The organism is Bacillota bacterium LX-D (assembly GCA_031628995.1).
Classification (GTDB): Bacteria; Bacillota; DUOV01; order DUOV01; family Zhaonellaceae; genus JAVLUO01.
In genome coordinates this window covers 1-26,007 of the sequence record JAVLUO010000003.1, presented here as the reverse complement: position 1 = coordinate 26,007, position 26,007 = coordinate 1, and the positions used below count along the sequence as shown (strand labels likewise).

The 26,007-nt window shown below is 40.5% G+C and carries 23 protein-coding genes; 18 read left to right on the top strand and 5 right to left on the bottom strand.

Going from position 1 to position 26,007, the window contains the following annotated elements; all coding sequences use genetic code 11:
- The first annotated feature begins 188 nt into the window (after positions 1-188).
- The 9 genes from RDV78_04025 to csaB all read left to right on the top strand — a co-directional run bounded on the left by RDV78_04025 (position 189) and on the right by csaB (position 10,761).
- Positions 189-413, top strand: a complete 225-nt coding sequence (locus RDV78_04025; protein ID MDS1029673.1) for a DUF1659 domain-containing protein — start codon at positions 189-191, stop codon at positions 411-413.
- 47 nt (positions 414-460) lie between these two features.
- Positions 461-676, top strand: coding sequence for a DUF2922 domain-containing protein (locus RDV78_04020; protein ID MDS1029672.1), 216 nt, complete (start codon positions 461-463; stop codon positions 674-676).
- Positions 677-763: 87 nt separating this feature from the next.
- Positions 764-907, top strand: coding sequence for a YvrJ family protein (locus RDV78_04015; protein ID MDS1029671.1), 144 nt, complete (start codon positions 764-766; stop codon positions 905-907).
- 54 nt (positions 908-961) lie between these two features.
- Complete coding sequence (locus RDV78_04010) at positions 962-1,489, top strand: hypothetical protein (protein MDS1029670.1); 528 nt, start codon at positions 962-964, stop codon at positions 1,487-1,489.
- 42 nt (positions 1,490-1,531) lie between these two features.
- Positions 1,532-3,058 carry a S41 family peptidase gene (locus tag RDV78_04005; protein ID MDS1029669.1) on the top strand — a complete coding sequence of 509 codons (1,527 nt, stop codon included), beginning with the start codon at positions 1,532-1,534 and terminating at the stop codon, positions 3,056-3,058.
- 198 nt (positions 3,059-3,256) lie between these two features.
- Complete coding sequence (locus tag RDV78_04000) at positions 3,257-4,348, top strand: TolC family protein (GenBank protein ID MDS1029668.1); 1,092 nt, start codon at positions 3,257-3,259, stop codon at positions 4,346-4,348.
- Positions 4,349-4,399: 51 nt separating this feature from the next.
- Positions 4,400-7,669, top strand: a complete 3,270-nt coding sequence (locus RDV78_03995; GenBank protein MDS1029667.1) for a S8 family serine peptidase — start codon at positions 4,400-4,402, stop codon at positions 7,667-7,669.
- Between the two features lie 97 nt (positions 7,670-7,766).
- On the top strand, positions 7,767-9,671 hold the full coding sequence (locus RDV78_03990; protein MDS1029666.1) for a DUF5693 family protein: 1,905 nt from the start codon (positions 7,767-7,769) through the stop codon (positions 9,669-9,671).
- Positions 9,664-10,761: a polysaccharide pyruvyl transferase CsaB gene (gene csaB, locus RDV78_03985; protein ID MDS1029665.1), complete on the top strand. Its 1,098-nt coding sequence runs from the start codon at positions 9,664-9,666 to the stop codon at positions 10,759-10,761. Before RDV78_03990 ends, csaB begins: the two co-directional genes overlap by 8 nt.
- A 56-nt stretch (positions 10,762-10,817) precedes the next feature.
- Here csaB and RDV78_03980 read toward each other — a convergent pair whose 3' ends face one another.
- From RDV78_03980 to RDV78_03960, 5 genes are read right to left on the bottom strand one after another with little or no spacing between them, the layout of a single operon-like run.
- Positions 10,818-11,930 carry an ABC transporter permease gene (locus tag RDV78_03980; GenBank protein ID MDS1029664.1) on the bottom strand — a complete coding sequence of 371 codons (1,113 nt, stop codon included), beginning with the start codon at positions 11,928-11,930 and terminating at the stop codon, positions 10,818-10,820.
- A complete protein-coding gene (locus RDV78_03975) occupies positions 11,903-13,027 on the bottom strand; it encodes an ABC transporter permease (protein ID MDS1029663.1) in 1,125 nt (374 codons plus the stop codon). The genes RDV78_03980 and RDV78_03975 overlap by 28 nt, the downstream gene beginning before the upstream one ends.
- Positions 13,028-13,048: 21 nt before the next feature.
- Positions 13,049-14,149: an efflux RND transporter periplasmic adaptor subunit gene (locus RDV78_03970; GenBank protein MDS1029662.1), complete on the bottom strand. Its 1,101-nt coding sequence runs from the start codon at positions 14,147-14,149 to the stop codon at positions 13,049-13,051.
- Positions 14,150-14,179: 30 nt separating this feature from the next.
- Complete coding sequence (locus RDV78_03965; GenBank protein MDS1029661.1) at positions 14,180-15,583, bottom strand: TolC family protein; 1,404 nt, start codon at positions 15,581-15,583, stop codon at positions 14,180-14,182.
- A gap of 16 nt (positions 15,584-15,599) precedes the next feature.
- Complete coding sequence (locus tag RDV78_03960) at positions 15,600-16,094, bottom strand: MarR family transcriptional regulator (GenBank protein MDS1029660.1); 495 nt, start codon at positions 16,092-16,094, stop codon at positions 15,600-15,602.
- Between the two features lie 251 nt (positions 16,095-16,345).
- On the opposite strand from RDV78_03960, the gene RDV78_03955 reads away from it, so the two are divergent.
- From RDV78_03955 to RDV78_03915, 9 genes are all read left to right on the top strand, one after another.
- Positions 16,346-17,536, top strand: a complete 1,191-nt coding sequence (locus RDV78_03955; GenBank protein ID MDS1029659.1) for a phosphodiester glycosidase family protein — start codon at positions 16,346-16,348, stop codon at positions 17,534-17,536.
- 27 nt (positions 17,537-17,563) lie between these two features.
- Positions 17,564-18,838, top strand: coding sequence for a copper amine oxidase N-terminal domain-containing protein (locus RDV78_03950; protein ID MDS1029658.1), 1,275 nt, complete (start codon positions 17,564-17,566; stop codon positions 18,836-18,838).
- A 77-nt stretch (positions 18,839-18,915) separates the two neighbouring features.
- On the top strand, positions 18,916-20,463 hold the full coding sequence (gene murJ, locus RDV78_03945) for a murein biosynthesis integral membrane protein MurJ (protein ID MDS1029657.1): 1,548 nt from the start codon (positions 18,916-18,918) through the stop codon (positions 20,461-20,463).
- A 10-nt stretch (positions 20,464-20,473) separates the two neighbouring features.
- The gene (fabZ, locus tag RDV78_03940; GenBank protein MDS1029656.1) at positions 20,474-20,899 is read left to right on the top strand and encodes a 3-hydroxyacyl-ACP dehydratase FabZ; all 426 of its coding nucleotides are present in this window, start codon (positions 20,474-20,476) and stop codon (positions 20,897-20,899) included.
- 119 nt (positions 20,900-21,018) lie between these two features.
- Positions 21,019-22,086, top strand: a complete 1,068-nt coding sequence (locus tag RDV78_03935; protein ID MDS1029655.1) for an MraY family glycosyltransferase — start codon at positions 21,019-21,021, stop codon at positions 22,084-22,086.
- A gap of 15 nt (positions 22,087-22,101) precedes the next feature.
- Positions 22,102-22,326 carry a hypothetical protein gene (locus tag RDV78_03930; GenBank protein MDS1029654.1) on the top strand — a complete coding sequence of 75 codons (225 nt, stop codon included), beginning with the start codon at positions 22,102-22,104 and terminating at the stop codon, positions 22,324-22,326.
- 136 nt (positions 22,327-22,462) lie between these two features.
- Positions 22,463-23,701 (top strand): competence/damage-inducible protein A, encoded by a 1,239-nt coding sequence (locus RDV78_03925; protein MDS1029653.1) that lies wholly within the window; start codon positions 22,463-22,465, stop codon positions 23,699-23,701.
- On the top strand, positions 23,694-24,362 hold the full coding sequence (locus tag RDV78_03920) for a HEAT repeat domain-containing protein (protein MDS1029652.1): 669 nt from the start codon (positions 23,694-23,696) through the stop codon (positions 24,360-24,362). Before RDV78_03925 ends, RDV78_03920 begins: the two co-directional genes overlap by 8 nt.
- 67 nt (positions 24,363-24,429) lie before the next feature.
- Positions 24,430-25,842, top strand: a complete 1,413-nt coding sequence (locus RDV78_03915; GenBank protein MDS1029651.1) for a phosphoglucomutase/phosphomannomutase family protein — start codon at positions 24,430-24,432, stop codon at positions 25,840-25,842.
- The last annotated feature ends 165 nt before the right edge of the window (positions 25,843-26,007 follow it).

Sequence of the window (26,007 nt, the reverse complement as noted above, 5' to 3'; positions counted from 1 at the left end):
GCCTAGGATTAGCTTTACGAAAAAGTAGGTATCTAGCTGAAAAAGAAAGTTTGGCTAGCCTAGGCGAGCAGCAACTTAAAAACTCAATTTAAAATTTGCCAAAGCTTCTTCGCTCCCGTTTGGGAGCGATTTTTTTGTTTTCCCAAGAACCCAGGTAGAATAAAGCCATCAGGAAGGAGGTGAGGCACATGGCAGTTGTAGCAACTCCTGTTCAATCGGTTTTACGTATTGTAGTGGAAAACGGTGTAGATGGGAAAGGGAACACAATTTTAAAAAACATTACTTTCAGCAAAGTTAAAACAGCAGCAACAGACCAGGATGTTTTTGATACGGCCCAAGCCCTAGCCGGTTTACAGCAGCGGATGGTTCAGTCTATTCACCGCATTGGCACTAATGATTTAGCTGAAAGCTAAGAGCCACAGGCATTAGCTAAGTTAAACACCGGAAAGGAGGTGATCTAATGGCTAAAAAGCTAGAATTAGTCTTTCAAAATGCTAAGGGAAGTAAGGTAACACTTTCTCTGCCGGATCCCAAAGATGGGTTGACCCCTGCTGAAGTACAGACAGCTATGGAAACGATTATTGCAAAAAATATTTTTGAAACTACAGGAGGAGATTTAACCAGTATTGCCGGGGCCCGCATTATATCTACGGATACTACGGAGATTATTGCCTAAGATTTGCTTAGAATATAGAAATGGGGCTCTAGTTTAGCTAGTCCCATTTCTTTAACTAAATTTCTTTATTGTAAGGGGTGAGAGATTGTGGATACGCTGTTAGCCCAATTCGCTAATTATGGCTTTCCCATGGTGGTGGCAGCATATTTGTTAGTCCGGGTGGAAAAAAAGTTAGATGATTTAACAACAGCTATTACAGAGCTCCAACAGGCCATTAAGGTTCTTCCTTGACTAAGAACGTGTGTTTGGTATAATGATAGTAAATAAAACAAGGTGGTGAAAAAAATGGATAATTCAAAAATGGTTGAATTCTTGCCTAGGTTAAACGGCTTTATCCCTATAACTGGAGAAGACGGTGGAAATTACACAGAAATCTGGCTGAAGGGACCGGAAAAAATTCAGATCAGTAAAAAGAGCAAAACAGTTTTGGCCCACCTAGTCAGACTTTATGCCAAAGATCTGGTTCTAGTCCGGCAGCAGTCCAAACGAATCTTAGGGTACAGCAAGGATTTGCCTTTACTGATTACTCACCACCTGGTTTTAATTCCTGTCAAAGTCCGGGAAGCAACGTATAAAGATGAAGGTACTTTAGGTTATGTAGTACTGCAAAGCGTAGATAAAGTACGGCCTCTAGAAAGAGGAAAAGCTAAGCTGTCTTTTCAGGACGGCAGTGAGCTGCTGGTTTTAAATAGGGTACAAAAAATAAGGCAAAAAATGAATGAAGCCCTTGATTTGATTAGGGTGGAAATGGATCTGCAGAAATTGTTTTACCAAGCTAACTTAAACCAGGCAAGGGAGGATTTTAATTTCTGATGTCGAAGTCTTAAAAATTAAAGTTAGCTTGGAGGAATTAACTTGGATAAATATTTTGTAAAATTAAGTCGTTTCCTAGTTTGCTTTGTTCTCTGTTTTGCTTATTTTGCTGTTTTTACACCTAACTGGGCCCAGGCTGCTGGGAAGGGGGAAAACCAACAGCAGATTTTGCAAGAAGTGAAAGAACATATTTTGAAAAGCTTTGTTACTCCTGTAGATGCAAGTAAGCTGAACCAAGATAACGTGGAGGACATGGTTAAGAGCCTAAATGATCCTTACAGTGTTTATTTTTCACCGGAGGATTACAGCAATTTTATTCAACAAACCGAACAGGAATTTACTGGTGTAGGAATGCAAGTTGAGTTGAAGGATAAATATGCTACTGTTGTTTTGCCTCTAAAAAATTCTCCTGCAGAGCGAGCCGGAATTAAAGCCAATGACCGTATTTTGGAAATAAATGGGGAAAATGTAGTAGGAAAAACTTTAGATTATGTGGTAGGCCTGATTCGGGGAGAAGCAGGCACTGTTGTGGATATAAAAATTGCTAGAGATGGAGAAAAAGAACCTTTAATTTTTACCTTAACTAGAGAAGTTATTGCTATGGATGTAGTAGAAACAAAAATGATTGATCAGCAAATAGGTTATTTGCAGCTGACAACTTTCTCCACTAATGCGGGAGAGGAGTTTGAGGAAGGAATTAAAAAGCTTAAATCCCAAGGCATGAAAGCCCTAATTTTTGACTTGAGAGGCAATCCGGGAGGCTATTTAAATTCGGGACTAGATGTGGCAGCAATGTTTGTCCGGAAGAATCATATACTTTTAACTATAGTAGATAGGAATAATCATAAACGCAGCTTCAAATCCCTGACCAAACCTTTGGGAATTCCTACAATTGTCTTAGTAGACGGAGGAACTGCCAGCGCTTCCGAAATTGTTTCAGGTGCTATTCAAGACGAGGGGGCAGGCAGATTAGTAGGTACCAAAACCTATGGCAAAGCTTGTGTCCAGACAGTTTTTCAATTAAGTAACGGAGGCGCCTTAAAACTTACTACAGCTAATTACTTAACTCCCAAGGGCAGGGAAATAAATAAAATAGGATTAAAACCTGACTATGTTGTGGAAGGTGAAGAGGCCCAGCTAACCAAAGCAGTAGAATTGCTGAAACAGCAGTTAAAAAGTGCAGCTTCCAGCATTTCATCAAATAAAGTCATACTTAGTTTGCAAGAGAACCGGTTTATAATTGGGGACCAAAAAGTTGCTTTGAAACCTAAACCGTACCTACAGCACGGTGTAACTATGGTCCCTGTGCAAGGCTTAGCCCAGGCATTAAATGGGCAAGTCTCCTGGCAAAAACAAAATAATCAAATCGTTTTTAGAACAGGAACTAAGGTAGTTAATTTTGCTGTAGATAAGGAAAAAGCTGTGGACAGCAGTTATCGAGTAAAAATGACGGCTCCGGTAAAAATTGCCCAAGGCAAAGCTTATATCGCTTTACGCTATGCAGCTAAGTTTTTAGGCTATACAGTCAGCTACGATAAAACAAATCAAGAAATAATGTTAGTTAAATAAATCCGGTAGTTTCCCTTTTGGGGAACTTTGCCGGTTTTTTTACGTCTATATTTATAGCTATATTTATGGTTATGATTATGTGTATAATTAAAGGAACATATTGTTACTTAAAAGTAGCTCCGTAAAAGGAGTAAGTGTCCAAATTCAGTATTAAGTGGGATAGAAAAGAACTAGAAAAAATTAAAGGAGTTGCCCAGAGTGAAGAAAAAAAGACAAATCGCTTTATTGCTTGTTTCCTTATTTCTCATGAGCATTATGCTCTCAGGCGCTGCAGTTGCCGAAAGTGGTCAAATGCAGCTGACTTTAGATCAAGCTTTGGATTTGGCTGTAAAAAATAACCACCAAATGGAACTTGATAAGTTAAGTGTTGAGAAAGCAAAACTTCAACTGGAAGAGGCCAAGTACTCTGCCAAAAAATATAAAGACGAGTATTTAACAACTTTGGATTTAGCAAAGTTAAAGTATGTAGTCCCAATCAGTGCTGAAATGAATTTGCTCATTGCTGAAAATAAGGCTCGGGTTAGTACCGATAGTTTAAAGCTGGAAGTTGAAAAAAATTATTATGAAATGTTGAAACAGCAGGCGGCTTTGAAAAATGCCCAGACTGCTTTAACTAGGGCTAATGAACAATTAAAGCTGACTCAAAGCAAATATAAAGCAGGGGTAGCTGCCCAAAGCGATGTGATAGCAGATGAGGTGAAAGTAGCTAATCAGGAAGCGGCTGTTTTTCAGGCTCAAAACAGTTACGACAAAGCTAAAGTTGCTATGGCTAAATCTTTGGGGCTTAGCTTAGATACTTCCTTTGAGCCGGTTACTAAATTTACATATAATCCGGCTAAAATTGATTTAGCTGCGGAAATTGAACGGGGTTTAAAAAACAATGTGGAAGTCATCGCTGCCCAGGAAACTATTAAAGTAGCTGAGGCAACTTTTGAACAAACTAAAAAATACTATCCTTCCATTGTTTTTGCTTACCGGCAGGCCGAGTTCGATGTAGCTAACAGCAAAGCCCAATACACCAATACTAAAGCGAATGCGGAATTGAAAATCCGTCAGGCTTATTTTGATATGTTGTCTGCAGAAAAAGCATATAAAACTTTGGAAACTAGTTTAAAAAATGCCCAGGAAACTTACCGAGTGGCAGCTTTAAGATATAAGGCCGGTGTAGCTACTAGAATTGAAATGGAAATGGCCGCCGATAGTTTACATAAACAAGAGGATGCAGTAATGGAAGCACTGTATACTTATAATTTAGCGGCAGCTCAATTCCGATATGGACTTTTTTTCTAAGCAGCAGCAACAATTGGTTGTAATTGTAAATACTAAGTGGGGGATAAAATCGTGAAACAAATAAGGCGTTATGCATTGGTGATTCTATTAATTCATATTTTCTGTGTTGTCCTATCACCAAAGGCATACGCCTTTTCTGATGTTGGAGAGACAAACTGGGCTAGTCAAGGAATAGATTATGCCAATGCGAAGGATATTGTTAAGGGATATGGGGACGGCAGATTTATGCCTTACGAAGCAGTAACTAGAAGTGAATTTGCCGTCATGTTAATTAAAGCCTTAAATATGAAATATAGCGTCCAAGCTGTCCATGGTTCCGCTAAATTATTTCGTGACGTTCCCGGCAATCATTGGGCCAAGGATTATATCCAGTTAGCCTGGGAGCTGGGAATAGTCAGCGGTTATGCTGATGGTACTTTCCGACCGGATCAAAAAATTCGTCGGGATGAAATGGTCTCTACCCTAGTTAGGGCACTGCGCTATATTGGGCAGGGAGAGAAGAATGTTCAGTTTAAGGATTTAGGGCAAATTCCAGCCTGGTCCAAAGACAGCGTTCTTTTGGCTGCTCGGTGGGGATTGGTAGGAGGTTTTGCCGATGGTACCTTTCGTGCTTCCTCCCCTGTGACCAGGGCTCAGGCAGCTGTCTTTATTAACAATTTTTTAGATCAGAGAAAGAGCCGTTTTGACTATTATGGCCTAGTGAAAAAAGTCCAATTAACTACCAAAACCATGGATGTGGAGCTGCAAAAGGAAACAACAACTTTCACCTATTCAGGACAAACAGTGGCTTACCGCCAAGGGAAAAAAATATCCCTTCAGGAGTTAAGGGACTTGGCTCCTTGTAATGCTTTATTTGTCCTAACAGCTACAGGGGAAGTTGGTTATTTAGAAGTGGTGGAACAAAAGGTTCCGGAAAATTTAACTTTAACTTACGGTTTCCAGGAAAAAACAGTTGCCCGGAAGAGTGTCGATTCTGCAGCTTCTAAAAATGGAGGAAAACTAAGTTTAGATGATGATTCTTTGCAAATCGTCAAGAATGAGCTGCCTGTTACAGCTGTCCAAGCTGGCAAGAGTTTAAATATTACGAAAAATGTAATGGGGGTCAGTAAATTTGCGGATGATCTGAAAGTAGATGGCCGCGGACAAACTATTGCTATTATCGACAGCGGAGTAGACCCGCTGCATCCCGATTTGCAGAAGACAACTCACGGAGAGGAAAAGATTGTTGACTTTATCGATCTTTCCAAAGAGGGAGAAATTGATACAAAAGCTTCGGTTGGTAAGGGGCAAAGTATCACTTTTAACCAAAAAAATTATCTACTAGGCACCATTCCAACCCAAAGCGGCATTTATCATTATGGCTTTTTGCAGGAAGGACAAATCGATCTAGATATAAATTTTGATGGACAAAAAGATGAGAATTTTTTGGTTGTAGTTACAGATCGGGTGACTAAAGGCAAATATGATACTGTTTATGTAGATACTAATGGCAACGGCAGTTTAATCGATGAACCCCCTTCCCAAGTTTATAGCCAAAGCCATGGGAAATTAAGCTTTAAGTCAGCTAAAGTTGGCTCTAAATTTGGTTTTGTAGTTAGTGGAATTGCAAGTACGGGACAAAAAGTCAACCTAGGTTTTGATGCCAATGGACATGGGACACAAGTTGCAGGAGTGGCTGCAGCCAATGGTACTTTGCAAGGAGTTGCCCCAGGGGCCAAACTTCTTATCATTAAGGTTTTGGATAAACAGGGTGAAACTGATTGGGACATGCTGGAAGAGGCAGTACGGGTTGCGGCTGCGAAAAAAGCAAATATTGTTAACCTTAGCTTAGGCTATTATCAAGATAATACTTTTGGCAATAACACTTTAACTTATTTGATTGACAACTATAGTAAGCAAAATAATATGTTCTTTATTGCTGCGGCAGGCAATAAAGGGCCAGGCATAGGTTCTTTGGCTACGCCGGGAAATGCCAAAGGAGCTATAGGGGTAGGTGCATATATTTCCCCTGAAATGTGGGAAAGTGATTATGGTTGGAATGTGGAGAAAGAGAGCCTGTGGTATTTCAGCTCTATGGGGCCCCGCCAAGATGGAATGGTGGTGCCTACTATTGTGGCACCAGGCAGTGCTATTTCCTGCTATCCAACCTGGTCGGGAACTCCATATAAGTTGGCTGAAGGTACAAGCATTGCTGCTCCTCATGTTGCCGGAGCTGCTGCTTTACTTTTAACAGGAGCTAATCAAAAGGGGCTGAAAGTAAGCCCGGATCTAATGAAGAAAGCTTTAGCCAATGGGGCTAAAAAGCTCAGCGGTTTTAATGAAGCTGAAGAAGGCTATGGCTTAATCAGTATAAATCAAACTTGGAAGAATTTAGCTAAGTTTGATTTCCAGTCGACTTTAGCCAGCCACACTTGGAACAAGCAGTTAGGCATAGGTGAGGGCTTATATGCTCGGGAATACTTGCCGAGGCAGGTGCCCTTCCTAGTTAAAAATACAGCACCAAAGGATCAGGTAGTTTTTTGGAGCAGTACAGCAGATTGGTTAAAACCCTGGTTTAAAATGACTTCTATGCCGAAAGGATCCCAAAGAGAATTGCCTGTAGATTATGAATTGCCTGATCAACCGGGGATTTATACAGCATTTTTAAATGGCCGGTTTTTATCTTCTCCTGGGCCCGAGGTATCTATGCTGACTACGGTGATTAAGCCATCCTTGTTAAATGAAGACAATAATTACAGGGTGGACTACAATGGAATTTTAGGAGCGGCTCAGTTTGAAAGATACTTTTTTAAAGTGCCGGAAGGGACAGGCAGTCTTGAGGCTCTTTTAAATGTACCGGAAGATGCTGTCGGTTTACATGGGCAGGTGCGCATGCATCTAATCAAACCTGATGGACAAGAATATGCCATGAGCGAATTTGCCGGAAAAGGATTTGATGGCAGTAATGCCAAGGAATGGGTAGCGGAAACTGTGCCCAATCCGGATGCGGGTACCTGGGAGGTAGTTGTCTACAGCTCTCCTGCATTGGAACAATGGGGGTTAAGGGAGTCCTGCTATAAGTTAAAGATACAGCTTTTTGATGTGGAACAAGGGGGAAGTGTTCCGCAGAATTTTCCTTATTTAGTAGGGGTTGTATCCCGGAAAATTGAGCCCAATAAACCTAACTATATTAGCATTTCTGTGCGGGATAAAAAGAAAAAGACACCTATTGATGATGTAATGCTGGAAATTAACGGCCAAATGTATCGAGTTAAAAAAGGCTGGGTGACATTTACCACAATACCTCAAAGTACAAATTTAGAGTTAGATGTGAAAATTTAAGGGAAAGTATACTAAGTTACCTTATCTATGCTATACTTTTAGTGAATTGTAGATTTGGCAAGACTTGCAGTAATAGTCTCAGTGGAGGAGGCAGAGTATGGCTAGAAAGTTAGTTGGAGCCATTTTATTACTAACGATCATTGCAGCAGCCATTGCGGCAGGGATCTTGGGGTATCAACGGTATGTGCAGGAAACGAAAAATCGTCAAGTTGAGATGAGTGTAGAATATGCTGAGGTGCTGCAAATCGCCCAGCAGAGCGGTAAAAGCTACGAACAGGTATTAGAGAATTTGAAGGGGGCTGGCGTTACAGGGGTCTTTTTCAAAGAACAGTCAGCCGATGATTTAGATCCTTTAGTTTGGATAAAAGGGGGCGGTGAGCTGCAGACAGACGCTAATTTTGCTAAAGTCAAACAGCAAATTAACCCCCGGTATAACTATTTATTGACTATGGATGAGAAATTAGCTCAGCGGCTGAACTATCAGCTGCGCATTAAGCTGCCTACTATGAAAATGGTTCACAGCCCGGAAGGACCTTACCTAATCGGGGCTCCGATAACGAAAAGCAGTTTGCGGAGTATTGGACTTGGATTTCCAGAAAAGGAAATTGCTTTGGCAGAAGGCTTAGGTTTAAATATTCAAGTGCAAATTAAGTCTTGGTCAAATACAGAAGATGAAGACATTGCTGCTGTTTTTGCGTCTTTGCAAAAAATAAAGAGGTTGGATTTAGTACTTTTTAACGATAAAACTATTCCCGGTTTCCCCGGAAAGTATTTACTCGTAGCTAATGAAATTAAAAAGTTGGGAGTACCTGTCGGCTTAATTGAGTTTTATCCTCAAGAAGGTTTTAATCAGCTAGCCAATGCTTTGGAGAAAAACGTAGTTAGGCTTCATTCTATTGCCCCGGCTCAGATGAGCAAAATGACTCCCAATGCAGCTCGGGATAGATATACACTGGCAGTTACAGAAAGGAATATCCGCAGTATTTTAGTACGAATGTTTTTCAATACCAAATCAACAGACTGGTTAGGAGATAATACACTTTACTTAGAGAGTTTAAAGGACAGCATAACTAATCAGGGGTATACTTTAGGCAGCCCTCAGGCTATTCAAGGTCCCCTATATCATGCGCGGTTAACTATTTTAATTGGCTTAGGAGTTATAGCAGGAGGCATTGTTCTTCTTAAGCTCTTAGGTTTTGGAAAATTATCTTACCTTTTAGGCCTCCTAGGGTTACTAGGCTGGCTGGGGCTGCTCTTTACGGGACACGGTATAATGGTCAGAAAGTTATTTGCTTTAGGGTCAGTAATTATTTTTCCCAGTGCTGCCGTGTTGCTTAACTTGCGCAACGAAGGTGTGGATTTAGGAAAAAGTATTCTCTTACTGGTTCGTACCTCATGTATCTCCTTAATTGGCGCTCTTTTGATGGTAGGCCTTTTAGCTGACAGCAACTTTATGTTGAAGCTGGATCAGTTTAGTGGGGTAAAAATAGCCCATCTGATCCCAATAGTGCTGATTATCGGTGCTTTATTTTGGCGTCTTGAAAAGCATAATCTTTGGCATAAAATTCGAGAAATATTAAATGCTAATCTTAAAGTGTTTATGGTGCTGATGGCAGTCTTTTTGACTTTAGCTTTGGCAATTTACATTATGCGTACAGGCAACGATGCGGCACCGGTATCCGGTTTAGAACTTACTTTTAGAAGTTGGCTGGACAAAATTTTACTGGTTCGACCTAGGACAAAAGAATTTTTAATTGGACATCCTTTAATGTTGCTGTCCTTCTATTTGGGATATAAACATCGCTATTTGCCTCTTTTAGTATTGGGCATAATTGGACAGATCTCTATGGTCAACACTTTTGCTCATATCCATACTCCTCTTGTCATATCTTTATTGAGAGCCTTTCATGGTTTGTGGCTGGGGATTTTGATTGGAGTGATTCTGATTTTACTTTATAAAGTTGTTGCCTCATTAGGAAGGCGGGGGGGACTTCATGGCTAAGGTTGTACTGTCCGGATATTATGGCTTTAATAACCTGGGGGATGAAGGGGTACTTTTTAGCATTTTACGGACTTTACGGGCCCAGCGGCCGGAACTAAAGTTAACGGTTTTATCCAACGATCCGGCTAAAACAAGTAAGCTGTACAATGTAGAAGCAGTTAACCGCTGGAATCCAAAAGAGGTTTGGCAAACATTGCGTCAAGCGGATTTACTCATTAGCGGCGGAGGCAGCCTTTTACAGGATGTAACTAGTCCTAAAAGTCTAATTTACTATTTAGGAATAGTCTGGCTGGCCAAAAAACTTGGTTTGCCTGTAGTTTACTACGCCCAAGGAATAGGCCCCATCAATACCCGCTTGGGACAATATTTAGTGCCCAAAGTCTCTAATTCCGTGGATTTGATTACTGTGCGGGATCAGGATTCTAAAAACCTTTTAACTAGCTTAAAAGTGACTAATCCCCAAATTTATGTGACAGCTGACCCGGTTTTTAGTTTATACCACCGGGAAATAGAGCGGGATCAGGGGCAGAAACTTTTGACTCGCAGCGGAGTAGACTTGGAGGAAAAAACTCCACTAATTGGTATTTCTGTCCGAGGGTGGAAAAAACTGACGGGCTACCAAAAGGTATTGGCCCGGCTAGGAGATAATTTGACCCAACAAGGTTATAAAGTAGTTCTCTTGCCTTTCCATTTTCCGGATGACGTTTGCGTCTGCCGGGAAATTGCCAGGTTAATGAAGGAAGAGCCTGTCATTGTTAAAGAACAATGCGGTGTAGTGGAAATGTTAGGTGTTATCGGAGAAATGCAGCTAATTGTTGGGATGCGCCTCCATGCTTTAATAATGGCAGCAGTAATGGGGGTGCCGGCCATTGGCATTTCCTATGATCCTAAAATAGACAGTATACTTAAGCTAATTGAACAGCCTAATGCCGGACGGGTAGAAACATTAGATTATGAGCTTTTAAACGCCGAAGTAGAAGAGACCTTAGCTCACCGGGAGGAGATTGTTGCTAAACTCTTTGAGAGAGTGGCAGAACTGAGGGTAGAGGCTCGGGAAACGGCTAATTTAGCTTTAAAGCTTTTAAAATAATAGCAAATAAAAAGTAGAGAAATGCAGCAGCCTTTGCCTAAAGGAGCTGCATTTTTTTAAGCCTTTTTAGCATATAACCAGATTCCTAAAGGCAAATAAAGTACAATTAAGCAGCCTAGCCAAATGAAATATTTAACTAAATAAGCACTATCCAATCCCATAATTAAACTTGCTCTAATGCCGTTTAGGATGGGACTTAGAGGGCAGAGATAATAAATAGGCAGCAGAAAAGGGGGGAAACTTTGGACCGGCCAGGTAAAACCAGTAATGAAAATAAAAGTAGTGGAGAAAAATACTCCGGCTTGAAAAATGGCCAGTTCATTCCGGGCTAAGACAAAAAGCAGAACCCCTAAAATGGCAACGAGCATTGCTGCCCCAATGCTAATGGGCAAAAAGCCCTGATAGTTTTCTAGAGGCAGGGAAAAATAAAATCCTGCCGTCAAAAAACAGATATTTAAGGAAAGGGCAACGAAAATAGCAAAAACTATCATGCTAGCCAGAAGTTCCTTGCTTGAAGCTTTGCCATGTTTCAGGAATTTTTGGGCTAGGGTTATGGCTGAGGCAGTCATCATTAAACTAAAGATCCCTGTGGCAATTATTCCATAAGTAAGATAATAGCTGTAGTTATTGGTGGGATTATATAGTAACTTCTGCTTAAATTGAATATTTTGCACTAACTTTTCAGCTTCCGCCGGCAAAATACCTTTCCCCTCTAGTGTTTGTAAGGTAATTCCTCCATTCATAGTTAGGAGAATTTCATTAGCTTTCACATAAGCTGAGTTGGCTACAATATAGTTGGTGCCATCTACAATTAACAGCATTTTTCCTCCTTGCTGTTTTTTAATTTCCTCAGTCAGCCCAGGGGGGATAACAATTCCCACGTCTACTTGATCTGTCTTCAACAGCTGATTTAAAGCAGCATAATTGCTGATGGTGGTAGTCTGAAATTTATTATTTTCCGTAAACTGACGGACAATATTTTTGCTCAGGGAAGTATGATCTAAGTCTACTATCCCTGCTGGAATTTCATCTACTACGGCTGCTGAATAAACAAAACCAATTAAAAAGACAACTGTAATTGTAAAAAGCATATTTAGTAAAACCATTTTATTTTCCTGAAAGTTAGTTAGTTCTCGTCCCATTAAGCGGCTAAAGCTTGTTTTTGCCATTTCCTAACCTTCCTTCCAAATACTAAACTGCTCGTTAGGGTGAAGCCCATAAACATGGAGCCCAAAACTAGCAGACAGTTCCAAAAATAGGGGGTAGGTACTGAATTCAGCAGTACCTCTCGCAAAGGGTTAACATAATAGGTTAATGGTTCTGCCCAGCCTAAAATTTGGATATGCCAAGGGAATTTGCTAATGGGCCAGGTAAAGCCGGAAATTACTAAAGCCGGCAAGGCAATTATGACACTTAATTCTGTGGCCACAAAGGGACTAGGAATAACTGCCGAGAGAAATACTCCAAAGGAAGCGGCTGCCAAAGCAAAGAAAATATTTAAAAGGAGTACATAGACAATGCTGCATGTAAAAGTTACAGGGAAAAAGCCAACTGTTACTAGAAAACAGCATGTCAGCTCACAAAAGCACAAGAAAGCATAAACAAAAATCTTTTGCAGCACAGTAGTCCATTTGGATTTTTCATCAGCATCCTTTAAAGCTGAGGCGCTTAGGAGCATTAGTGGAAAATGGCCGGTAGCTCCAATTAGCCCCCAAATTAAAAAATCCGGATAATTGCCTGAGGGATTGGCCAATTGTAAATGCTCGAAGGTAATGGGCATAGCTAAATTAAGAGACTCCTTTTTGGAATAGCCTTTCCCTTCCAAGATACTGACTTGAGCCATGGCATTATAGCCCAAAACGATTTGGCTGGCTGCCTTCAGTGCTGTAGATGAAACAGCCATATTGCTGGTATCTGCAATGACAGTGCAGGCTACAGACCGGCCCTCTTTTAAATCTTGATTAAACTTAGGAGGCACATAGACAATAAAGTCCGCTGTTTCCTTTTTAATAGCTTCTTCTGCTTCAGACAAATTGTTAGAGTACTGAACTATCCGAAAAATATCTTGATTGGCAAACTCCTGGGTTAGTCCTCTGCTGAGGGAACTCTGATCCTGATCTACAATGACCGTTCTAATTTGCTGGACAGTACCTTGCTGAAAGAGTAGGTCAAAATAGATTGTGATCATCAAAGGAACAAGTAAAAGTAAGACCGCCTTCCAGCGGTTTTTAAGAATAGAATTAAATTCCAAAAAAATTCCTTTCATGGTTACACCACCTGTTTAGAGCTACTTGGCAAACTGCACATAAGCTGTCATTCCAGGATAAATAGAAGATTCGTGTAAATCAGTGACTACTACTTTAACCTCGTAGGCTAAGATATCGCTGCTTTGGTTGTTAACAGCTTTTTTAGTAGCAAAGTCAGGTTTGGCGGCAATTTTATGTACTACTCCTGGGAAGACTTTATTGCCGGTACTGGCAAAACGGACTTTAACTTTTTGGCCGATTTTTATTTTACTTAAATCACTTTCTAAAACTTGCAAATTGACTTTAATGTTTTTCAAGTCTGCAATAGTGGCAATAGGCATTCCTGTAGAAACTAGTTCTCCAGTTTCGCAATTTAATTCCGTAAGGGTACCGTTTTTGGGAGCGATTATTTTAGTATCTGCTAATAAGGATTGGATTTCCTGTAGTCCTCCCAAAGCTTCTTCATACTTTTGCTGGGCCAGTTGGACCTGGAGTTTACTGGTATTGGCAGCTGTTACTGCACCTTGGGCTTGATCAACTAAGCCTTTGGCTGCCTCAATATCTTCTTTTTGGGCACCTTCTTTGGCTAAAGAATATTTTTCCTCAGCAATTTTCAGCTGGGCTTCTACCTCGTCTTTCTTTTGAGCGGAGACAGCCCCTTTGGCATATAGTTCCTGAACCCGGTTATATGTTTTCAACATTACTTCATAAGCAGTTTTAGCCTGGGCTAATTCTTGGCTCCTGGCTCCTTGTTTGGCTTTAGCCAGCTGAGCTTGAGCAGCTTTGTAGGCTCCTGCGGCCTGTTCAATGTTGGACTGGGCAATTTTTGCTTGCAGTCTAACAGCTTCTTTGGCTGCCTTGACCTGGGCTTCTACTTGGGTTTTCTTAGCTAATAGCTGGGAATTATCGATTTGGGCAACGAGTGCACCTGCTTTAACCTCTTGACCTTCTTCAAAATAAATTTTCGTTATTTTCCCGGGAATTTTAGTATTTAGATCTACTTCATCTGTTTCCACATTGCCGCTGACAATTAGCCCATCAGCTGGGTTAAATCCTCCTGTAATTGGCGCTTCCTGAGTACAGCCTGTTAAACCTAAACAAAGAATCCCTAAGATGGATAATATCTTCCCAAACTTCCTCATGGTTTTACCTCCTCATTTGTTCAACAAGCTTTAATACTCCCCAGTATCAAATTTATATTTAGCTAAAGATAAATTGTAATTGTAAATAGCATTTACAACTGCTGCCTGGACTTCGCTGACTTTTTCCTGGGCTGCTAAGACTTCCGCAATAGTTCCGGATAAATTTTCCGTATCCATTTGCTTTAAGAGTTTTGAATCTTCTCCAAAACCGGCTTTATACTTATATGTAGCAATTTCTAAATTTTCTTGAGCCAATTTCTCCATATCCCGGACAGTTTCCAAGGCAGCTTTTGCAGTTTGAACTGCGTTATAGGAATTTAAAATGGAATTAGTTACTGCACTTTTTTGCTTTTTAATATTAAGTTCCGCTTGTTCCTGCTGCAGTTCTGCCTCCCGATAGTAATAAGTGTTGGGAGTGTAGGATTTAGCTGTAATTGACAGGTTAAGCCGGGCAATTAAAAGTTCACCATTGCCTTTAAGGATTTCTAATCTTTTGTTTAAACCTTTTTCCAAGCCTTGATCTAAATTAAGCTCCTCTGCTTTAGTAGTAAAGTTGTCTTCTAGGACAATATCTTTTTTTAGGTCATAATTCATCAGCTGTTTTAATTGGTTTTTGGCCAGCTGTAAATTATGTTGAGCCTGTAGAAGCTTCATTTTGGCGGCCTTAACCTGAAGCTGTGCCAATAAATATTCGTCTTTGGCGCTAAAACCAGTATCGTAGCTGTTCTTGGCGAATTGGTATAGCTGCGTTGCTAAGTTAAGGGTATCTTGTTGTACCTTAACTAATCTCTGCTTTTCTAAGACATCGTAGTAGGCATTTTCTACTTGTAAGGCTAAACCTTGTTTTTGGATTAAAACTCCGGCATTAGTTACACTTAAAGCAATATCGGCACTGGTTTTCATTAAATCGGCGGCAGAAGAGGCATCAGTTAAATTGTTAGTGGTTACACCTGCTAAATTAAGCTCCGTACTGACTTTTTTAATTCCTTCCTGGAAACTTTCTTTGCCCGCTTTGAGATTAGTTTCCCCAGCTGCAATTCCTGCTTCCAGCTTTTCTTTTGTACTGACAAGCTTCTTGTAATCCGGACTATTCTTATCTGCCCCGGCAGCATCCATTTGGGCAATTGCTTGGTTTACATTTTCCAATTGGTCTTTAGCAGTATTTAGGCTGGATTTCCCTTGATCAAGGGAATTTTCTCCTTTGTGCAGTTTTTTAGCATTGTAGTAGGCCTTATCCTGATTTTCTTCATTTGCTTTTAAGGTTAAATAAACCTGCTCCATTTCTAAGCTGTTGTCAATGGCATATTGGACAGCCCTATCCAAAGTAAATTTCTCCGGCTCATTATTCTGGGCAGCCTGGCTTAACCCAAAGGAGCAAAAAGTTAAAACCAAGGGAAATGTAATGACTGGAAGGACTTTTTTCAGTTTATGCATGATTAATCTCCCCCTTTTATTTATTTGCCATAGATAGCAGATGCTGATAAAGTTTTTCTAAGATGGTATTGGCTATTTTTTTTTCTTCCTCGGATAAATTAGAGACCAATTCCTGGTTAATCTTAATATGCCGGGGAATAATTTTCTCAATAATTTCTCGGCCTTTCTCCGTAATTTTGGCAATAATACTGCGCCGGTCATTAGGATGGTAAAGCCTTTGCACCAACTCATCTTTTTCCAGCCGGTCCATCAGGCCTGTAATATTGGCCCTGGTAACCAGCATTAGGTCCCCTAGTTCTGAGAGCAGCAATCCGTCGCTTGCTTTATAAAGTAAAAATAAAGCGTTGAATTTGGTCTCAGATAAGCCGTATTCCTGATAGTGTTTATTGAGAATAAACTCAATCATGTTATAGGTGCGGACGAAATTAATTAATAAGTGACTGGGCATATCTTTAATCCAGGCATAACCTTTCATGTTATCCCACTGGTGCTCTGCATGATGTTCTGCCATTTTCATCGCCTCTTTCCAGTAGATATCTAATAGCAGTCAATTAGTAGTCAATATGCATATATCTACCATGTTAATAATTAACAAGTTAACAAAATTTCAAAAGTATGTCAAGCTGTATTTTGTCGCAAAATATGATAGAACTTATTTTCTAGCTTTATTTTGGAAAAGTGCAACTATTTAGAATTTATTTTCGTCAAAACATGTGGTAGTTTGAAAAAAATTGGAATAGTTGTACAGGAGGTTGCAATTGCGTGGTTAAAAAACATTCCCGAAAATTTTTATTTATGCTTTTAAGTACATTAGTCTGTATGTTCCTAGCTGTAACTGCAGCTTGGGCAGATTATAGTCAGCTTCAGCCTAAATTGAAACAAAGCGGCACCAAAACCCTAGCCCCTGGAGTTGTGTATACTACTTATATAGGATCTACAGCAGCAGGATCGCCCCTTAGGGTTTATGTTTTAAAGGCTGATTTAACCAAGGATAATATAGAAGTTCAGCCTGTTTTAGCAGCGGGAGGCAAAGGTTCCGTTGAAAAAGTTAGTTCCATGGCCAAAAGAACAGGTGCTGTAGGGGCCATTAATGGAGGCTTTTTTAGCATGTCCAGTCCACATAATCCTGTGGGGAATTTAATTATTAATGGAAAGACTGTGGCTTCTTCCGATATACTTCGAGCCAGCCTGGGTATTTTTAACGATAAGACTGTGAAAGTCGGCTGCTATCAGGCAGGCAGTACAGATGCCTATTGGCAAGGGTTAAAACACTTAATTACTGCCGGACCGCTTCTGGTGGAGGAAGGGCAGCCGGTACTGGAAGCTGTAGCCGAAGGATTTACAGGCGGTGTTCTAGAGAGAGCACCTCGCACTGCTTTAGGTGTAACTAGGGATCAGCAAATGTTATTACTAGTAGTTGACGGCCGGCAGTCTGGCCGCAGTGCAGGGTTGAATTTAGAAGAATTAGCTTGTCTAATGGCAGATTTAGGAGCCCAGGAAGCCATCGGCTTAGATGGCGGAGGCTCCAGTGAAATGGTTGTCAATAATCAGGTTGTAAATAAACCTTCCGATGGGAGGGAAAGATCCGTCAACAATGGAATTGTAATTTTAGCAAGTATTCCTGTTTATCTTGACGGAGCAAGAATCGATTTCGATGTTCCTCCTCAAATGAAACAAGGCAGAGTATTAGTTCCCTTTCGAGGCATTTTAGAGGCTATTGGTGCTCAGGTAGAATACGATGCTGCTAGTAAATCAATTACAGCCCGGAAGGACGGCAAAGTGGTTCAATTTACCATTGGAGCCAGTACAGCTTTGATTGATGGACAGGAAGTAAGCCTGGATGTGCCGGCTCAAGAAGTAGGAGGCAGGACTTTAGTGCCTATTCGTTTTATTAGCTCTGCCTTAGGGAAAGAAGTAAACTGGACAGATAAAAATGCAGTGGAGATTAAGTAAAAAGAATTTACATAAGGTGGGGATTAGATGAGTCGACTCTTGAAAAGTATTTTCCTAGTTGGAGCAATTTTATTCAGTGTTTGCACCTTTGTACCTGAACATGCTTGGGCAGCTTCCTCACGGGTTATGTGGGAATGGAGAAATACTGTTAGTATAGCTCACCCGGGACATGTACAGGTTTTAGAGAATAATAATCTACTTGTGACAACCAATGGGTATAGCGGCCCGGCTGTGCTGGAGGTTAACGGGGAAAAGAAAACTATTTGGCAATATAAAAAGATGCAAGCCAATAGCGCCGTGAGATTGCCTAATGGCAATACTTTAATTGCTGACAGCGGAGCTCCGGGGTATCCTCGTAAGCCAAGGGTCATTGAGGTAAATCCCTCGGGGGTTAATATCTGGCAATATGATTTGCTTAGCCGGGCTAATGCACCTCGCTATGCGGAAAAAACTCCCAGCGGGAATGTTTTAATAGTTACTCCCACAAAAATTATGGAAGTAGGGGCTAATAAACAGCTTGTTTGGTCTTTTGCCCAGGGTTTAGTTAATCCTGTCAAGGCCCATCGTTTAAGTAACGGCCATACTTTAATCGTTGATCGAGGTTATCGTGGGGGCAGAGTTTTTGAAGTAGATAGTGCTGGTCAAACTGTTTGGCACTATGGGGATGGCAAGAAAGGAACTGCTTTAGGCAAACTTTCGGGACCAACGGAGGCAGTTCGCCATGAAGATGGCAGCACTGCAATTATCGATTTAGACAGTGCCCGCATGATTGATTTAGACCGAGAAAACAAAGTTACGAAGATTATTTATTGGCAGGATGTTTTAGATTCACTGCCTATTCTGAATCTTTGGGGAGCAGCTTTAGGTAATGATGGGAAATACTATCTAAGTCTTAGTTATACCAGCGGCAAATCAGCTGTTGTGGAATTTAATGATAAATCCATGAAATCTTATGTAGATGGACAATGGATCTACTCTGAGAAATTGCCTGTAATTAGCAACGGAACAATTTTTGTGCCCGCTAGGGAATTCATCACAGCTCTTGGAGCCAAACTCAGCTGGGATCCACAAACCAAACAATTAACTGTCTATAAAGGGGCCGGGACAGCAATTGCTAAATTAAATTCTACCAAGGCAACTCTTAACGGCACAGAGGTTACGTTACAGGCAGCACCGAAAATTATGGGCAGTACTTTAATGGTTCCTCTGCGTTTGGCAGCAGAAGCTTGTAGTGCTGGTTTTTCCTGGGATGAGACAACGAAAACTATTAATTTTACCACTACACCTCCCCGGCAGAATTAGTCACTTTTGTTGCTAGCAGCTGTTTTAGGCAGTATAATGACAAAGAAAAGATTACGAGGATCGCTAGAGGTGGAAAAATGAGCAAACTTGCCAAAGCAGCTTTTATTGTCTTAATTATGAATTTAATCAGCAGAGTTCTTGGCTTTGTCCGGGACGCTGTTATTGCCAAACAATTTGGGGCAAGTGGTGCTACCGATGCTTATTTAGTTGCCTATACTTTGCCATATTCTTTACAAGCCATCTTAGGGGTGGCTTTTGCTACTTTAGTCGTACCTGTAGTAACCGGTTATTTACTGCGGAAGGAAGAAGAGCAGGGCTGGAAAGTAGTTTCTTCTATGCTCAATGGAACTACATTGCTCCTTACAATATTAACAATCTTAGGGATGATTTTTGCACCTTTCTTAGTTAGAATTATGGCTCCTGGCTTTAGCGGCCAAACAGTAGAGTTAACAGCTCATTTAAGCAGAATTATGTTTCCTTCTATTATATTTATGGGAACAGGAATGCTTTTAACAGGCGTTTTAAATGCAGGCAAACAATTTACCATACCTGCTTTTGCTCCTGCTTTAGCTAATATTATTGTTATTTTAGCGGTGCTTGTTTTTGGTGCTGAATACCGGGTAGAAGGTTTGGCCTATGGTACTTTAGCCGGTTTTGTGGGCTTCTTTTTAATTCAAATACCCAATTTAAGGAAAATTAACTTTCGTTATCATTGGGTAATGAATTTTCAGGATCCAGGGGTCCGCAGTATGATTTTCGCTATTGTGCCTATGTCCTTAAGTATTTCTATTAACCAAATTTTATTAGCTTTAAATAGGTTTTTTGCATCCCATTTAACTGCTGGCAGCATCACTGCCTTAGACTTTGCTAATCGGCTGATGAATTTGCCTTTAGGGATTTTTGCGGCAGCTGTTTCTACGGCTATTTTCCCAGCTATGGCTGAAGGAGTAGCGAAAAAAGATTTTGCTGCTTTGGCCCAGACTGTCAGAAAAGGTTTAGGCATGGTGACTGTAGCCATTGTCCCGGCAGCAATTGGGTTAATAGTTCTAAAAGAGCCAATTGTGCGGTTAGTATTTGAACGGGGTGCTTTTGATGCCCGGGCTACGGTGCTGACTTCAACGTCTTTATTATATTTTAGTCTGGGACTATGGTTTATCGCCGTCAATACTATTTTAACTAGAGCTTTTTATGCTATGCAGGATTTAAAATCTCCCCTTCTTTTGGGACTAGTTTCTGTTGTGGCTGACATTGTTTTAAGTATAATCTTACTGCCTAAAATGGGTCATAATGGGTTAGCTTTAGCCAACTCTTTAGCAGCAGTCTTAAATATGTTTCAACTCTATTGGTCTTTGCAGCTTAAAGTCAAAGGGATTGGTTCCAAGGGGCTGGTGAAAACTACTGTAGTAACTTTTGGGGCTTCTTTAGCCATGGGAGCCGTAGCAGTAGCCCTTTATTCTGGTCTGGGCAATTGGTTCGGCATAAGCCAACTTGGTAATTTAATCAACTTAACTATAACTTGCACTTGCAGTGCCTTACTTTATGTACTTTTAGTTCTAGCATTTAAAATAGATGAAATTCAAGCCTTTCTGGCTATACTAAAGCGGAAAAATAAAATAGCAAATTAAGGAGGAAATTATGTTAAATACTGTTGAAATTCAAAAAATCTTACCCCATCGTTATCCATTTTTATTAGTTGATAGGGTTATTTCTATTGAAGAAGGGAAAAAGATTACGGGGATTAAAAATGTAACTATTAACGAGCCTTTTTTCCAAGGCCATTTTCCAGAGTATCCAGTAATGCCAGGGGTGCTGATTATTGAAGCATTGGCTCAAGTAGGGGCAGTTGCTATGCTAAGTAAACCTGAGTATCAAGGGAAAATAGCTTTTTTAGCAGGAATTGATGGAGCCCGTTTCCGGAGGCAAGTTTTCCCTGGAGACACTTTAGAACTAAAGGTTGAACTGTTAAAATTAAGGGGCAACATTGGTAAAGCCAGAGGGGAAGCTTATGTAGGAGAGGAGCTTGCTTGTCAAGTAGAATTAATGTTTGCCATTGAAAAGTAAAATTCTCTTTATTGAATTTTAAAAACTAAAGTACTATAATATCTAACAAATGAATAATTACATAAACCTTAATATCTAACAGTTTTTGCAGTGGTCGCTGGTGAGAGGGGGAAAGAATTTTGCATATTTCTTTGCCGGTGATTTTGCTTTGTGCCTGCTTGATTTCTTTAGGGGTAACCCCTTTAGTTAAAAAGCTGGCTTACAAGATTGGTGCTACAGATGCACCTGATGCTAGGAAGGTGCATCAAAGCTTAATGCCCCGAATTGGGGGATTGGGCATTTACTTATCTTTTACGGCCGTTGTGCTGCTTACTCAGGAATTGACAACTCAGATTGTGGGACTGCTCTTAGGAGGAACTTTAATTGTCCTTATCGGAGTAGTAGATGATACCTTTGGTTTATCACCTAAATTAAAATTAGCAGGTCAAATTGCTGCTGCTTTTATTTTGGTGCATTTTGGCTATAGAGTGCATTTTATTACTTATCCTTTTGGGGAAGGGGTAATTTTTCTCAAACAGTTTTCCATTCCGGTAACAATACTTTGGATTATTGGAGTAACTAATGCCATTAATTTAATTGATGGTTTAGACGGTTTGGCAGCAGGTACTTCAGCAATTGCAGCTGTAACCATGGCAGTTGTTGCCTGGATTGATGGACAAATTTTAGTTACAGTTTTAGCTTTGATTTTGGCAGCTAGTATTTTAGGCTTTTTGCGTTATAATTTCAACCCGGCTCAGATTTTTATGGGAGACAGCGGATCCCTGTTTCTAGGATTCAACCTAGGAGCCATGGCAATTTTAGGTTTAACTAAGGGAGCAACAATTATCTCTGTATTTATTCCTATTGTGATTTTAGGAATTCCCATTATGGATACGCTTTTTGCTATTATTCGCCGCTTTTATAACGGCAAACCTATTTTTCAACCGGATAAAAAACATTTGCATCATTGCTTGCTGGAAATAGGCTTAACCCATAAGCAGACGGTTTTGGTAATCTATGCTATTGACCTGTGCTTAGGGGGAAGTGCAGTACTTTTAAGCAAACTTTCAGCAGCCCATAGTTATATGTTTTTAATTGCTTTAACTGTGATTACGATAGTGGGGGCAAACAAATTAGGTGTTTTATCGGGAAAAGTTTCCTATCAGCTGCCTACAGCTGTGGAACCGAAGTTTAAAACTAGAAGCTAAAGGGGTGGATAAAACATGTTAAAGAAAAAATGGCTTTTATCCATAACCTTCCTATGTTTATTCGCAGGAGCCTTTTTGCTTGGACAAAAAGTACAAGCTGACGAAAATGTTGCTGCTAAGGACCCTATTGCTGCTAAAAGCTATGTGACGGAAGCCACTTCTAAAAAAATACTTAATTTACAGCAGCAAATTGCAGCCTTAAAAAATAGAATTCAGGAATTGCAGCAAAAAATTAAATAAATATTTATAAAAATTTAAAAAATTATTTTTGCAGCTAAAGCAATTGGTTAATTTTCTATAGAATAAATAACCAATTGCTTTTGTGTTATACTACAGTCGTATTCGTCATATAAGTTAAAAATGAGGAGTTGGAACCATGAAAGCCTATCTTATTTTTACAGGCACTGAACTGCTGCTGGGGCAGATTGTCAATACTAATGCCCGGTATTTAGCTAAAGAGCTAGCTCAAATGGGCATTGATCTTTATACTCTTGTGACAGTTGGGGATAATAGACAAAGAATAGCTGAAGCCATCAGTTTGGCTCAGGGCAAGGCTGATTTAATAATTATTAATGGAGGTTTAGGGCCTACCGAAGATGACATAACTAGGGAAGCATTAGCAGATGCTTTACAGTTAAAGCTTGTGGAAAGCAGCGAAGCTAAGGCTGTTGTGGAGCGCTATTTTAAGTTAAAGGGCCGGCCCTTAGACCAAATTAAGAAAAAACAGTTTTTAGCACCTGAAGGAGCGCAAATTTTAGATAATAGAATAGGTACGGCTCCGGGCATTGTAGTAACAGCAGGAGAGAGTACATACTGCCTTTTACCGGGGCCAAGCAGGGAAATGGAAATAATGTTTACAGAACAGCTAATGCCCTATCTGCAGGCTAAGTATCATTTGGATCAGACCATTCAATCTAAGGTGCTGAAAGTAGTAGGTTTAGGAGAGCCTCAGGTTGAGGATAAAGTTAAGGAGTTCCTTCCTTGCCCCAATCCAACTCTGGCTCCTACTGTAAAACTTGGAGAAGTCCATTTACGCATTACAGCCAAAGGGAAGGATAGCTCGGAGGTACAGCAGTTAATTAAGCAAATGGAAAAGAAGGTTCGCAGTAAGCTTGATGATTATATTTATGGAACAGACGAGGAAACTTTGGAGCGAGTAATTGGGGAAATACTTACTCGTAATCAATTGAAAATTGCTACTGTGGAATCCTGCACGGGAGGATTATTAGCCCATCGGCTGACTAACGTAGCAGGAAGTTCCATGTATTTCCAAATGGGTGCTGTTACTTATGCCAGCAGATGGAAAACTAGGCTGGCGGGGGTTGGAGTGGAAAAATTAGCTGCTTATGGTGCTGTAAGCCCGGAAACAGCTGAGGCAATGGCTAAAGGACTTAGGGAATATACTAACAGCGACTTGACTATTGCTATTACAGGACTAGCCGGGCCTGGAGGAGGAACTCCCGAGAAGCCTGTTGGTTTAGTATATATTGCCATTAATTTTCGGGGCAACATTGTCATCGAGAGAGAACAATTCTTTGGGGACAGAACTAGTATTAAAGCCCAGGCTGCCCAAAGAGCATTAGTTTTACTTTGGGAGCTGCTGCGCTATGAATGAGCAAGAAATACTTTCTAAACTCAGTTTAGAACGGCCTGGCGCTGAATGTATTGCTTATTTAGATCAGTTAAGTTTAACCCCTAGCAAAGAAAAAGCTTTAGCTGTAAGCAGTCTCTTAAAGCACCCGGATTATTTAACTCGCTGCAAAGCATATGGGGTTCTGCGAAAAATCTTCGACCCCGTTATTTTGCCTAAGTTATATACCATCTTACAGACAGAACAAAGTGAAGAATTTCGCCTCCATACCTTAGAATTAATTCAACTCATTGGGGAAGAGTCAAGTGTACTGACACTGGGCTCCCTCCTTTCCGACTTTAACCCTTTTGTGGTTCGGGGAAGCATCGTAGCTTTAGGAGGTATTGGAGGAAGAGAAGCTGTTCGGACTATTTTAGAGTTTGCTAGTAAGCCTCAAGGGAGAATTATCCGCAGAGAAGTTGTAGCCGAAGCTTTAGGCTATGCTCTGCAAAAAGTTCAAGATCCCGAAGAATTTTTAGCTGCTCTGCAGCAGGAAAACAAGAGGGTTAAACATTATTTGCAAGATTTAGAGCTGAAGGCTCCTCCAATACCCCACTTTACAGTGTATCCTTCGGCAGATTATTTTAGCCTTCAGGCAAAAAGCAGAGGCATCGATTATAAAAAGTTTAAAAGGATGATCAAGTAGTTGAATGGAATATATTTACATGTTAAAATATGTAAATATACAGACGACTTTGATAGGGAGGAAAAGAATGATCAAATTTGGTACAGATGGTTGGAGGGCTATTATCGCTGAAGACTTTACCTTTGCTAACGTGGAAATTGTAGCCCAAAGTATTGCAAATTATGTTAACGAAATTGGTTCAGGTGCCCAAGGCTTAATTATCGGTTATGATAATCGCTTTTTATCTGAGCATTTTGCCCAGAGGGTAGGAGAAGTACTGGCTGGGAATAAAATTCCTGCTTTCGTTACAGCTGCTCCTTGTCCTACACCGGTTACTGCTTATGCTATTTTAGAAGAGAAGGCGGCTGGGGCAATTATGATTACAGCCAGCCATAATCCTCCTGAATATAACGGCATTAAATTTATTCCCTGGTATGCTGGTCCGGCAGTTCCGGCTATTACAAACCGCATTGAAGAATGTTTGGAAAGTGTAATGGCAGCAGGGGAAGTTAACAAGACCACGAAAGAGAAGTCTTTGGAAGCAGGACTTTGGAAGGAAATAGATCCTAAAGAGAGTTATCTAAACCAGTTAGCTAAAATAGTAGATTTAGGGGAAATCGGCCGAGCCGGTTTAAAAATAGTTTTAGATCCAATGTTTGGAGCGGGAATCGGCTACTTAGAAAAGTTACTAGAGAACCGGGCTATTTGTGCAGCTCTTCATGATTATCGTGATCCCCTCTTTGGAGGCACCTTGCCGGAGCCTACAGGGCCCATTTTACGCACTTTACGCAAAAAAGTACTTCAGGACAGGGCTGATTTAGGTTTGGCCCTGGATGGAGATGCTGACCGCTTTGGCATTATCGATGATGATGGAACTTATATTAGCCCTAATCAGGTCTTATCTCTTCTTTATTATCATTTAGTCAAAAGGAAAGGTCTACAAGGCCCAGTGGCTAGAACTGTTGCTACTACCCACCTTTTAGACAAAATGGCCCATTCCTTTGGGCAAGAAGTTGTAGAAACTCCCGTTGGCTTTAAATATATTGGACAAATGATGCGTGAAAAAGGCAGCATATTAGGCGGAGAAGAAAGCGGAGGTTTAAGTATTGCCGGCCATATTCCAGAAAAAGATGGGATCTTGGCGGCTGCTTTAATGGCGGAAATTAGAGCTGCTACAGGGAAATCTTTGCAAAGGAATCTGCAGGAATTAGCCGATGAGTTTGGCCGTTTCCACAGTGCTAGAATTGATGTTCATACTAGCCGGGAAATTAAGGAAAAGACTTTGAATTTATTACAAGGATATGCTCCCAAGGACTTAGCGGGAATTGATGTAAAGGAGATTGTTCGCATAGATGGGGTAAAAATACTTCTAGCAGACGACAGTTGGGTACTTATTAGGCCTTCTGGCACGGAACCTTTATTTAGAATTTATACGGAAACCCAAAACTACAGCCTTATTAAAATTTTGCCAGAAGCATTGCGCTCTGCTTTAAATATTTGATTCATTATTTAAGTCGAGTAGGAGCTGAATAATTAATTAATTCAGCGTCCTCTCACACCACCGTACGCACCGTTCGGTATACGGCGGTTCAATAGAATTAATGTACTTGTGAATACCTTTCGTTTATCGACTGAAGACCTATTTTTCTTAGGAATTCGTTGGTTA